We start from the raw sequence: 10,728 nt of genomic DNA, 5'->3' as shown, positions 1-10,728 counted from the left end.
TTTTAGGGGAGCTTGTTCTCCCCTGTTTTTGTGTCTATTTGGTATATTGTAATAGGATTGTTAATTTATTGACCACTGCCTTATTACTGATATTCTACATATATAATTAATAAAAGGAGAGATAAATATGATTTTGTTTCCAGTTTGGTACGATAAAAATAATAGAGAAGTTTTCACGAACAATCAGAATATTTTGTTCAAAAATAAAAACAGATTAAAAAAAGCTTCTGAAATGTCAGAAGAAGAATTAAAAGAAAACTTGTGTACTCTATTGCAAAACAATTTTGCAGCAGAACCAGATATACCTATTGCTCAGTCACCTTTATATATGAGAGAAAAAATCAAGTTTAGTTTGTGGAATCGTAGAAAGACTCAACAGTACACCGCTAAAACTTGGTTATAGATGTTTGTCACTTGTCGATTAATCACAAGTGACTTTAGTTTTTTTGGTAGGATGTATTTTCCGGGTATAACAAAAATGGAAATTAAAGATTTAAGAAAGGAATTAAAACTATGAATCGCGAAAAGATATATATGATAGCACAAATATTATCAATAATTGCACTTATAATTGTGAACCTATTAATGCCTGATACAACAGTAGAAATACCTATTGGACTAAAAGAAATAACACGAGAACAAGTTGTTCAAGCGTTAAAAAGTAATAGAAATTATATTAATGAAGAAAAAGAAATTGAAGAAATTAAAGAAAACTCGTATTTCTATCAATTAAAAGGAACAGGTATTCTAAACGAAAATAATACTATTAATTATTTGGATGGGTTTCCAGCACTTAAACTTGTCAAAGATAGTGATGTTTTATCAAATTTTGTAAAAACACTACCTACTAAAGAATTGATTGATAACTTCAATCAAATGAATGATAAAGATAAGATTTCTTCAATTATAGTCATTATTAGTCGTAACGAGTTTAAGGATGAATACAAAGGTCACTTAGAATCAGCCAATGCTATTATTCTGAAAGATGAAAAAAAGACTAAAGCCGATATAGAAAAACTCGAAAAACAATTCGATAAAGAAGTAGAAAAACAATTACAAATAATAAAGAAAATACAAAAATATATATTAATTGAATTAGCGTTAATAATATTAATTGCTATTTCACTTTTAATGATCGTTACAGAACACTATAGGAATTAAAGATTCTGATTATATGAGTTCAATCAAGCTAAAACTTTTCAATTATAGCGATGAAGAAACTTTTATAAAAGATGGCGAGTGTATTGCACCTATCACAAACAATTTTGCAGCAGAACCAGACCAACCTATAGCCAATTCATCTGTATATAGAAGAGAAAAAATTGTATTCAGCCGTTGGCACTAGATTAAGGAGAAACTGATGTCGAATAATGAGCGTTTGTTAACAATAATACTACTAGGCGAATTCATTCCGATAATATTGTTGGAGGCTTTTTATCATGTAAAATATTTCAAAACCAACAATACAAAACACCGTAAATTAACACTGTTATTCGTGGTTATCGGATATTTGTTCGGGTTTTTGGATTTATACGTTGTAGATTTTTTGGCTTAAAAAAAGTCATTTGTCACTTGTGGATTAATCACAAGTGGCTTTTTGTATTTTTGTAATGATATGTGTTCTGTGGGTATAACGCCATTAGGTGATGAAACTTGATAATTGAAAGAATTTGGGTTATGCCGAACAAAAACACATTTTCGATAAAGCCCATCAAAAAACTTATAGAAGAAGAAAAAACACTATGGATTCACCATTCAAAAAATCTTGCTTGTTCCCCATGGTGGCTGGCACAAAGATACAATCTGTGTTGTAGAAAAAAAGAAAGGAGATTAAAAAATGACAGAATATCAAATTTATCAAATTATAACAACAATTCTTTTCTCATTAGCATTATTAATTCTTGCATATGATATGGGATGTCGTATTAGACCCCCTTATAACAGAATTTTTGGCTTGATTAGGTTTATAGTTGCAGTGATACTAATGATAGTGGCAATTTATACCGCAGGTCAAATCGATAATGCTAAAGAACAACAAAACGCTAAAGAATCTAATCAACATTTTGAAATCAAAAGAGCAGATGAAAAATATATAACAAATTTTCAACAAGAATTTTTGCAAAACATAATAGACGTTCAAACAAAAAACACCAAATCAAAAGAAATATTATTAATACCTGTTGACAATAATGGATATATCGGTTCACATGTTCATACCGAACAATTAAAAGAATTAGAAAAAGATAATTATTACAAAAGGAATAAAGAAAAGTTCGAAAAGTCATTAGAGGACAATCCAGTCAAAGCAAAAACCTTGATGAGAATTTTACAAAATGACTTAAATAATGATTTTACAATATCTACAAAACTTGTGAAGGAAGCTAATGGTATAGAAAATCAATGGATTGTAATTAGTTGGAAGTAAGAAAGGATAAAAATGGAAAAATTTATTGGTTATTGTGTTTTATTAGGTTTTGAATTATGGTTTTTGATAAGTTAGGGCTCAATTTTGGGCTCTGGAATAGAAGATAACCAAGAAGAAAAAGAGAATGATCATAAAGGGCTTATAATGGGTGTAATTATGATAGTTGGAATTTATGTAATGCTTACGGCGTTAGAAGTTGCCCCAAAGATTACGTCAGATTTGTTATAAGCAAGGAGGTGAAACAATTTATGAAAATTTTTTATTATATATTTGTATGCATTATTGCATTATTAGCTGGGGTAATTACCTTACTACAAGGTATTAAAGAAAAAACAAATGTCTTAAAAATATCCGGAATTATAGTAATTATTTGGTTCTCAATGATAATAGTATTGTTGTTGCTACAAATATGTATTTAGCAAACTTATAAAGAAATTAAAAAAATCAAAAGGAGATCACAATGAATACAAAATTTATAATAATAGCCATTTTTTCTGTTATATTAATCATATCCGTGATATGTGATGAAATCTTTCACGAAAACATTCGTATATTTAAATATATCGCAGCCATTGCGGGAACAGTATTAATGGTTATAACAATTCATAACACAACAATTAATTATAAAAACGATCAACAAAAGGCTAACAAAAAAGTCGAACAAAATATAACTGTCGAAGAACAAAACAAATAATTTGCTACAAATTTAAAGAAAGGATTTAAAAAGCGTATGAAATATTTTACAGAAAAACACAACTTGAAAGTAGGAACAAAATACAGTGCAGGAATAGACCTTCCAGCTTGTTTAGATGAAAAAATAACAGTAAAGGCTAAAGACTATGTAGACATAGATACAAAAATTCATGTAGAAATTCCAAAAGGTCATTTCGGTATGATAGTTCCCCGTTCATCAATCGGTACTAAAAAGCATTTAGCTTTGCAAAATACAGTTGGCATTATAGACAGCGACTATCGTGGTGCAATCAAGCTAAAATTCTTCAACTACGGTAATGAAAATATCGCTATCGAAGACGGTGAGTATGTCGCACAAATAATTATAGTACCATATACTTCTGTTGATTTGCAAAAAGTAGATACGTTAAATGAATTAAGCGAGACTGAAAGAGATGCTGGTGGATTTGGAAGCACTAATAAATAGAAAGGTGGTAAATTAAATGAAATTAATTGAATTAAAAATTGATAAAAACCCTTTGACAGTAGATTTCATGTGGAAACCTAATAGAAAAAGAGAAGAAGATTTTTGCTATCAAGAGCTTTATAAAAATCTATATTTTGATATAAGTGACCCAGAAGAAATAACCGAAATAATGGAATATTTTGTTGAAAAATGTGATGAAGGCACTTCCCCACAAAGTTTATGGGAATATAAAGAAATTAATTATCAAACATTAATGAAAGATTATAAAGAAAACAGCGATTTTGATGAAGTTTTAGACCACATGATAGAATTACTAAATATATCACTATTAGACGAAGATAGAAATTATATAGCTTGTATTGATGTGTCTTTTCCAGAAACATGGAAAGTTGATATTATATAATATCAGATAAAACAACGTAAATATAAAAAAACCATATTAAAAATAATAGGAAAAAAATAATGAAAACAACTGAAATAATCAAAATAGTAACATCACTTTCAACAATAGTCTTCTCATTTTTAATGATTTTTGCTAATACAAAATATAGGAAAACGAGAAATTTACACGACTATAAAAAACAGATAATATGCCTCATAGTATGTATATTATCCATCTTAATTCACTATTTATGTAGATAATATTAACAACGTATAAAATCAAAAACAAAGAAAGGATAATTTTATGAAATATTTTACAGAAAAACATAACTTAAAAGTAGGAACAAAGGACAGTGCAGGAATAGATCTTCCAGCTTGTTTAGATAATAAAATCATAGTATTCGGTAAAAACTATGTAGATATAGATACGAAAATTCATGTAGAAATACCACAAGGTTGCTTCGGTATGGTAGTTCCCCGTTCATCTATCGGAACTAAAAAGCACTTAGCATTGCAAAACACTGTAGGAATTATCGATTCCGACTATCGTGGTGCAATCAAGCTAAAGTTTTTTAACTATGGTAATGAAAATATCGCTATCGAAGACGGTGAGTATGTCGCACAAATGATTATAGTACCATATACTTCAGTTGATTTGCAAAAAGTAGATACACTAGATGAATTAAGCGAAACTGAAAGAGGTGCTGGTGGATTTGGAAGCACAAGCAAGTGAAAGGATTAAATGGATCTTATAAGTTTATTTTCTGGTGCTGGTGGATTAGATTTAGGCTTTATTAAAGCGGGATTTAATGTTTTAGTGGCTAATGAATATGACAAAAGAATATGGGAAACCTATGAAAAGAATTATGAAACAAGGCTGATTAAAGATGATATAACTAATGTGAAGTCTAATGAACTTCCAGATTGTGACGGTTTAATAGGTGGCCCTCCTTGTCAGTCTTGGAGTGAAGCCGGTTCTCTAAAAGGGATAGAGGATCCAAGAGGGCAGTTGTTTTACGAATATATAAGGATTTTACGAGATAAAAGTCCTAAATTTTTTCTTGCGGAAAATGTAAAAGGAATGATGGCAAAAAGACATAATAAAGCTGTTCAAAGTATAATTTCACAGTTTAACAAAGCTGGATATGATGTTTTTATACACTTATTAAACGCTTCTGATTATGGTGTTGCTCAAGATAGAAAAAGAGTTTTTTATATTGGTTTCAGAAAAGATTTAAACATATGTTTTGATAATCCTCCAAAAAAGTTCAATTATAAGCCTACCCTGAAAGATGCTATATATGATTTGAAAGATACAGCAATACCTTCTTCGAATAGAAACAAGACTAATGGTGATAATTGTAAGGTTTCAAATCACGAATACTTTACTGGCTCCTATTCCCCTATATTTATGAGCAGAAATCGTGTTAGGTCGTGGAATGAGCCGGCTTTTACGATTCAAGCTTCTGGAAGGCAATGTCAACTGCACCCACAAGCCCCTAAAATGCTTAAAATTAGTAAGGATAAACATATATTTGTACCAGGTAAGGAATGGCTGTATAGAAGATTGTCAGTAAGAGAATGTGCTAGAATTCAGGGTTTTCCAGATGATTTCATTTTTTACTATAAAGATGTGAATGATGGATATAAGATGATAGGAAATGCAGTTCCAATCAATTTAGCGTTTGTAATAGCTATGAATATAAAAAGTCATATAATGTCAGTATATCGTTAGTTATCTCCCCTGCCACATAGCAGTGGTTTTTATGTGGGTACATATGCTGGGTGTATTAATTATTTGTGGTGTTATTACTTGTCGCTATATTACATACATAACAATGATAAAGGAGAGAATATTATGAGTATCGAAACATTAGAAAAAGCTTATGAAAAAACAATAAAAGAATTAAGCAATTTGTCATTAAATGAATTAAGAGAATTGGTTATAGAAAAAAATAGTATATTATGTGGTATTGAATACGAATTAGTTATTCAAAAAGCACATAGAAGTTTATCTAAGGTTGTTGATTTATATAAAGATTTAGGTGAACGCTGGTTTGAAGATTTTCAAAATCCATTTTGGGATAATTTAGTAGCCAATAAGGCACAAAAAGAATTTCAAGAAAAAATATATGGATTTCAAGAAGATATCAAGAATATTGATAATGTATTTGAGGTCGAAGATTTACTTGATGTTTTCTATGATGATGTCAAAATGATTCAAGAAAATTGGATAGAAAAGACATTGTGGGATAATCTTTCAAATGAAGAAATATTTGATAAAGAATCCTTGATAAATTTTATAGAAGTATTAGATAATTATAAAGATTATTTGTTGTGCGAGGAATAGTGTTCTCTCCCCTGTTTTTCAACGGGGGTAGTACAAAAAAGTTTTTAAATGAATAAATATAAAGGAATAAATATGACAGAAATAAACCTTAATGAAGATCCTAGGCATATTATTAGACAAATAATATGTTTAATCTTTGAAGAAAATATAAACCGATATAAAGAAGATAAAGAGTTGAAGTGCTTAGAATACGTTACTTGCTGGTTTTTATATTATGATGGTATGTTAACAGATGAATATATTGATAAAATATATCCTAATATAATAGATAAAGATATGATAAATAATAACGTAATAGAAATTAAAGAAAACAACACAATAAAAATTAAAAACCTAGATAAAACAAAATATAAACTATGGAAGTCTGTAATAAATAGTGATGAATATATTGATTTTATAAATAAACAACGAAGTTTAGAATCTGGTGTTTTTGATAAAAAATATAATCGTGAATATAGAGCAAATAATGGAGAACATTTTTTAGCTATACTATCGGCTTTGGAAGATTCTGGAATTGATAAATCCGAATATGATGATTATATAAATAAAAATCTCCATATATACGGCAAAAATGTATATGGAAAAGATTATGATAGCACAAATATTTTAAAAGAAATTGAATTATTGTCTAAAGAAAACAGAATAAAACCTATAAATAAAAGAAAAATAGTTAACGATTATCAAGAAAAATATTGGAACGAAAGATTATAATTGCAAAATACAATAGCGAAGCTGTGCTAAGCTAAAGACTTAGTCCTTTTTTTTGCACATTATTATAAAAAATTAAAAAGAGGTGAACCTTATGCGTTTAAAAGAATTATCAAAAGACACTAAAAAAACATAATAATAAATAGCATTTGCGTTTTAATAGTATTGTTTTTTATCTATCAGGGGTTTTTCCCAAGTTATAGAATAATCACATATACAAATGATTTCATAACTCACAACTTAATAACAGAAGACAATAAAATTAATGAAAATGGAAAGATAATGGACTTAAAATATATGAAAGAATCAAATCACGCCTTCAAATACATTGATTCTTATTCTTCAGATGAGTTGTTACAGATTTATCCAAAATTATTATGCCAATACGATAAAATTTGCGTAACAATTTTATTAGTCAGTCGTGGTGAAAATGACAAAATTAAAGAACAAATCAGAGATTGCAATTTATATTTAGATGATAAGTTGCCAATAAAAGATGAAATGAAAATCAACGAACTAAGAAGAAAAATTTCCAATTCTGACACATTTTTCAACAACAATAAAGAGCTAGAAGATGAAATATATAGACGAACATCATTAGATTCAGAATATTCAACATTAAAAAAGTAGAAAGAAAATAGCAAATACTATCCCCCAGACAATATTTTTGTTTGGGGTTTTTGTTTAGGTACATGTTACAGGTATATTAATTACTTGTGGTGTTGTCACTTGTCGCTATATTACATACATAACAATGATAAAGGAGAGAAAAACATGAAAAGAACAAAGTGGAAAAATGTTAATAGCGGCGTTGTTATAACATCATCAGAATATAGAACGCTACTCGAAAAAGAAGTCCTCAAATCATATGAAGAGTACTTGGATAATTTTGACTGGGATTATGCAAAAGTTTTGGAAGAAGCTCCACAAACAATTATAGAATTTTCTGAAAAGTTTATTGAGACTGATAAGGATTTTTATCCTATTGATATTAATGGCAATAGATTAGATCCAGAGATAGATTGTATTGATTATTGTGCCTTTGATTTGTTTTCTAAAAAGAAATATATAAGACATGTTAATAAGTTCAATCAGATATTGATTTCTCATGGATATGATACACAAGAACTATAACCCTATTCCCCTGCTATTATGTGGCAGGGTTTTTATGTGGGTACATCTGTTAGGCTGATTAATTATTTGTGGAGTTGTCATTTATCGCTATATTACATACATAACAAAGATAAAGGAGAGTAAATTATGAGAGTTAACGCACAGAATACTAAAAAAATTTTAAAAAAATTAGAAGAAAAGTTTGATGTCCATATTCCCTTTTCAAAAAAGAATTATAGAAATTTTTCAGAAAATTTTTCACGAACGGATTCATTTCCTGAAGATGTTTATCAATGTCTTCTTCACTCATACATTTATGATAGCGACATTTTCGCAAAGATAGTTCAAAATTGTTGTAAAAGTCATGCTAGATTTTTTAGCAAAAATTTTCCAGAATTTAAAGAAGATTTTTATTCAAAGGTTTTTGTAGAAGATATTGTCGCTTTTTCTTATGAGCACGATATGCGATTAGATTTAGACGAAATGTTTTCTGCTATTTATCGTTCCGTAGAATATTTGTTTTATAGGAAACTTGCTTTGTTATTGATCTATCGTAATCACGAGAGGTCAAAAGCTGATAATATAATTGATGAAAACATAGATGATATAGAATGTGATTGTTGGGGTTGTTTTAGCATTGATGGTGTTTGTGATGTCGCTGAAAGATACGCTAACTAACATATAGACAAGTGATATTTCTATTAATTACTTGTGGTGTTGTCACTTGTCGATATATTACATACAACAAAGAAAAGGAGAGAAAATTATGAATGAAGAAAAATCATTGCAAGAATTAGAAAAAAATTATTTAAAGACTGTAAAAGAATTAAACAATATGTCACTAGACCAGTTAAGGGATTTGGTGCGTGAGAAACGAGATATACTTGATAGTATGGATTATGCGTTAGCCATACAAAAAGCACAAGGAAGTTTGTCTAAAGTTATTGATATAGATAAGAAACTCGGCGAACGTTGGTTAGAGGACTTTCAAGATCCATTTTGGGATGAATTAAGAATTAAAAAAGCTCAATGCGTTTTTTTAGAAAGAATATCAGAGTTTCAACAAGATTTAAAAGATACAGACAACATATATGATGTGGAAAATTTGTTTGATAGCTTTTGTGTTGATTTTCAATGGATTAAAGACGATTGGATAAATAAATGTTTCTGGGATTGTATAACGGACAGAGATATCTTTGATAAACAAACTCTTATAGAGTTTATCGATGTTTTAGATGAATACAAAGAACGCTTAGGATATTGAGCGAGAATCCTCGGTAATTCAATTGCCGAGATGAAAGTGATAGATGAACATTTGTTTGATTTTTTGGTTAAAATATGCTATACTATGTGTATGAAAGATAACCTTGTACATTACCGTACTTCAGTATGCAATATTAACTACCATATTGTATGGTCTGTAAAGTATAGGAGAAAAATATTATCGGCTGAAATTGAGAACTATCTCAAAGAGTTGGCAAAAGAAATTGGCGAAAATAAAGGCTTTACTGTAAAACTATTTGAGTGTGGCGAAATGGATCATATTCATTGTTTCATATCCGCCCCACCTAAATTATCGGTAACAATAATTGTTAAGTATTTAAAAGGAATAACAGGAAGAAAGCTTTTTGAGAGATATCCAGATTTAAGAGAAAAGCTATGGAAAGGACAACTATGGAATCATTCGTATTATTGCGAAACTATAGGTTCTGTATCAGAAGAAAACATTAAGAGATATATCGAAAAACAGTCTAAAGCATATTAAGGAGGTGAATATATGCTACTAGCACGAAAGACAAGCGTAATATTAACAAATAAACAATCTAACATTATAGGACACATGTGCTATGCAGCATATAAGCTTTGGAATGTTTGTAATTATGAAAGACTAAACTATAAAGAATTAAATCTTCCTTGTGATTATCCAAATTGGTATTTTCAAAAGAAATACCATAAAAGCGATTTATGGTATAAGCAACTTCCGTCTCAAACAGCACAAGAGGTTTGTAAACAACTTGAAAAATCATGGAAGTCGTTTTATTCTCTATTAAAAAGTAAAAGTCCTAATGTCGTTAATCCAAAACCACCTAAATACAAATCTAATAATATAGCAATTACTTATATGCAAAATGCTATATCACATAAAGTAAATGAGGATATTGTAAGACTTTCATTGTCAAAAAGATTAAAGGAATATATGTATCTTGACTATGGCATTGAAGATAATTACCTTTATCTTGAAAATAAGTTTTTCAAGGACTTCGATGTAATAAAGCAGATAAAAATATATCCGCCGAAAAATGGTAAGAGCGATATTATAGTAATTTACGAAATTAAAGATATAGATTATCGTGTAGATAATAATTCATATCTAAGTATTGACCTTGGACTTCACAACCTCTTTTCTTGTTTTAACTCTAATACACATGAGAGTTTTATAATCGGAAGAAAATATCTTTCGATATGTCACAAATACAATAAAGAGATATCAAGAGTGCAATCACAATGGAGTAGTATTCAATATGCTAAAGGAATAAAAAATCCTAAAAGTTCAAAACATATCTCAAATCTATTTCTGAAAAAGAATAATTG

General features: G+C 28.9%; 19 protein-coding genes. All 19 read left to right on the top strand.

All coding sequences use genetic code 11. The features are described from left to right. Positions 1 to 127 precede the first annotated feature (127 nt). Entirely contained in the window at positions 128 to 403 is a 276-nt protein-coding gene (locus ACLUJM_RS11210) for a hypothetical protein (protein ID WP_412412838.1), read from the top strand. Positions 404 to 513: 110 nt separating this feature from the next. Continuing rightward, on the top strand, positions 514 to 1,161 hold the full coding sequence (locus ACLUJM_RS11205) for a hypothetical protein (protein WP_412412837.1): 648 nt from the start codon (positions 514 to 516) through the stop codon (positions 1,159 to 1,161). A gap of 13 nt (positions 1,162 to 1,174) precedes the next feature. Then, on the top strand, positions 1,175 to 1,345 hold the full coding sequence (locus ACLUJM_RS11200) for a hypothetical protein (protein WP_412412836.1): 171 nt from the start codon (positions 1,175 to 1,177) through the stop codon (positions 1,343 to 1,345). A gap of 15 nt (positions 1,346 to 1,360) precedes the next feature. Then, positions 1,361 to 1,555, top strand: coding sequence for a hypothetical protein (locus tag ACLUJM_RS11195; RefSeq protein ID WP_412412835.1), 195 nt, complete (start codon positions 1,361 to 1,363; stop codon positions 1,553 to 1,555). Positions 1,556 to 1,837: 282 nt separating this feature from the next. Continuing rightward, the gene (locus ACLUJM_RS11190; protein WP_412412834.1) at positions 1,838 to 2,425 is read left to right on the top strand and encodes a hypothetical protein; all 588 of its coding nucleotides are present in this window, start codon (positions 1,838 to 1,840) and stop codon (positions 2,423 to 2,425) included. 84 nt (positions 2,426 to 2,509) lie between these two features. Beyond that, positions 2,510 to 2,653, top strand: coding sequence for a hypothetical protein (locus ACLUJM_RS11185; protein ID WP_412412833.1), 144 nt, complete (start codon positions 2,510 to 2,512; stop codon positions 2,651 to 2,653). 232 nt (positions 2,654 to 2,885) lie between these two features. Beyond that, the gene (locus ACLUJM_RS11180) at positions 2,886 to 3,119 is read left to right on the top strand and encodes a hypothetical protein (RefSeq protein WP_412412832.1); all 234 of its coding nucleotides are present in this window, start codon (positions 2,886 to 2,888) and stop codon (positions 3,117 to 3,119) included. A 36-nt stretch (positions 3,120 to 3,155) separates the two neighbouring features. Next, positions 3,156 to 3,584: a dUTP diphosphatase gene (gene dut / locus ACLUJM_RS11175; RefSeq protein WP_412412831.1), complete on the top strand. Its 429-nt coding sequence runs from the start codon at positions 3,156 to 3,158 to the stop codon at positions 3,582 to 3,584. A 16-nt stretch (positions 3,585 to 3,600) separates the two neighbouring features. Further along, positions 3,601 to 3,987 carry a hypothetical protein gene (locus ACLUJM_RS11170; protein WP_412412830.1) on the top strand — a complete coding sequence of 129 codons (387 nt, stop codon included), beginning with the start codon at positions 3,601 to 3,603 and terminating at the stop codon, positions 3,985 to 3,987. Between the two features lie 282 nt (positions 3,988 to 4,269). Continuing rightward, positions 4,270 to 4,698, top strand: coding sequence for a dUTP diphosphatase (dut, locus tag ACLUJM_RS11165; protein ID WP_412412829.1), 429 nt, complete (start codon positions 4,270 to 4,272; stop codon positions 4,696 to 4,698). A gap of 9 nt (positions 4,699 to 4,707) precedes the next feature. Continuing rightward, complete coding sequence (locus ACLUJM_RS11160) at positions 4,708 to 5,700, top strand: DNA cytosine methyltransferase (RefSeq protein WP_412412828.1); 993 nt, start codon at positions 4,708 to 4,710, stop codon at positions 5,698 to 5,700. A gap of 123 nt (positions 5,701 to 5,823) precedes the next feature. After that, positions 5,824 to 6,315, top strand: coding sequence for a transposase (locus ACLUJM_RS11155; protein WP_412412827.1), 492 nt, complete (start codon positions 5,824 to 5,826; stop codon positions 6,313 to 6,315). 72 nt (positions 6,316 to 6,387) lie between these two features. After that, positions 6,388 to 7,026, top strand: a complete 639-nt coding sequence (locus ACLUJM_RS11150) for a hypothetical protein (RefSeq protein ID WP_412412826.1) — start codon at positions 6,388 to 6,390, stop codon at positions 7,024 to 7,026. 279 nt (positions 7,027 to 7,305) lie between these two features. Continuing rightward, positions 7,306 to 7,653: a hypothetical protein gene (locus ACLUJM_RS11145; protein ID WP_412412825.1), complete on the top strand. Its 348-nt coding sequence runs from the start codon at positions 7,306 to 7,308 to the stop codon at positions 7,651 to 7,653. 144 nt (positions 7,654 to 7,797) lie between these two features. Beyond that, a complete protein-coding gene (locus ACLUJM_RS11140; RefSeq protein ID WP_412412824.1) occupies positions 7,798 to 8,157 on the top strand; it encodes a hypothetical protein in 360 nt (119 codons plus the stop codon). A 126-nt stretch (positions 8,158 to 8,283) separates the two neighbouring features. Further along, positions 8,284 to 8,814 (top strand): hypothetical protein, encoded by a 531-nt coding sequence (locus ACLUJM_RS11135; protein WP_412412823.1) that lies wholly within the window; start codon positions 8,284 to 8,286, stop codon positions 8,812 to 8,814. An 88-nt stretch (positions 8,815 to 8,902) separates the two neighbouring features. Next, positions 8,903 to 9,400: a transposase gene (locus tag ACLUJM_RS11130; RefSeq protein WP_412412822.1), complete on the top strand. Its 498-nt coding sequence runs from the start codon at positions 8,903 to 8,905 to the stop codon at positions 9,398 to 9,400. A gap of 36 nt (positions 9,401 to 9,436) precedes the next feature. Next, the gene (gene tnpA, locus ACLUJM_RS11125) at positions 9,437 to 9,901 is read left to right on the top strand and encodes an IS200/IS605 family transposase (protein WP_412412821.1); all 465 of its coding nucleotides are present in this window, start codon (positions 9,437 to 9,439) and stop codon (positions 9,899 to 9,901) included. 12 nt (positions 9,902 to 9,913) lie between these two features. After that, positions 9,914 to 10,728, top strand: an 815-nt coding sequence (locus ACLUJM_RS11120) for a transposase (RefSeq protein ID WP_412412820.1), incomplete at its 3' end; no start/stop codon positions are given.

This window comes from Finegoldia sp. (assembly GCF_046991905.1).
In the GTDB taxonomy this organism is placed as follows: Bacteria; Bacillota; Clostridia; order Tissierellales; family Peptoniphilaceae; genus Finegoldia.
This window is presented reverse-complemented; position numbering and strand designations above follow the sequence as displayed.

Excerpts from the sequence above, each read along its gene's own strand:
- ACLUJM_RS11205 (WP_412412837.1), top strand. The coding sequence starts at position 514 with ATGAATCGCGAAAAGATATATATGATAGCACAAATATTATCAATAATT.
- ACLUJM_RS11195 (WP_412412835.1), top strand. The coding sequence starts at position 1,361 with ATGTCGAATAATGAGCGTTTGTTAACAATAATACTACTAGGCGAATTC.
- ACLUJM_RS11150 (WP_412412826.1), top strand. The coding sequence starts at position 6,388 with ATGACAGAAATAAACCTTAATGAAGATCCTAGGCATATTATTAGACAA.
- dut (WP_412412831.1), top strand. The coding sequence starts at position 3,156 with ATGAAATATTTTACAGAAAAACACAACTTGAAAGTAGGAACAAAATAC.
- ACLUJM_RS11130 (WP_412412822.1), top strand. The coding sequence starts at position 8,903 with ATGAATGAAGAAAAATCATTGCAAGAATTAGAAAAAAATTATTTAAAG.
- ACLUJM_RS11140 (WP_412412824.1), top strand. The coding sequence starts at position 7,798 with ATGAAAAGAACAAAGTGGAAAAATGTTAATAGCGGCGTTGTTATAACA.
- ACLUJM_RS11170 (WP_412412830.1), top strand. The coding sequence starts at position 3,601 with ATGAAATTAATTGAATTAAAAATTGATAAAAACCCTTTGACAGTAGAT.
- ACLUJM_RS11160 (WP_412412828.1), top strand. The coding sequence starts at position 4,708 with ATGGATCTTATAAGTTTATTTTCTGGTGCTGGTGGATTAGATTTAGGC.
- ACLUJM_RS11155 (WP_412412827.1), top strand. The coding sequence starts at position 5,824 with ATGAGTATCGAAACATTAGAAAAAGCTTATGAAAAAACAATAAAAGAA.
- ACLUJM_RS11190 (WP_412412834.1), top strand. The coding sequence starts at position 1,838 with ATGACAGAATATCAAATTTATCAAATTATAACAACAATTCTTTTCTCA.
- ACLUJM_RS11200 (WP_412412836.1), top strand. The coding sequence starts at position 1,175 with ATGAGTTCAATCAAGCTAAAACTTTTCAATTATAGCGATGAAGAAACT.
- ACLUJM_RS11135 (WP_412412823.1), top strand. The coding sequence starts at position 8,284 with ATGAGAGTTAACGCACAGAATACTAAAAAAATTTTAAAAAAATTAGAA.
- ACLUJM_RS11145 (WP_412412825.1), top strand. The coding sequence starts at position 7,306 with ATGGACTTAAAATATATGAAAGAATCAAATCACGCCTTCAAATACATT.
- ACLUJM_RS11180 (WP_412412832.1), top strand. The coding sequence starts at position 2,886 with ATGAATACAAAATTTATAATAATAGCCATTTTTTCTGTTATATTAATC.
- ACLUJM_RS11210 (WP_412412838.1), top strand. The coding sequence starts at position 128 with ATGATTTTGTTTCCAGTTTGGTACGATAAAAATAATAGAGAAGTTTTC.
- dut (WP_412412829.1), top strand. The coding sequence starts at position 4,270 with ATGAAATATTTTACAGAAAAACATAACTTAAAAGTAGGAACAAAGGAC.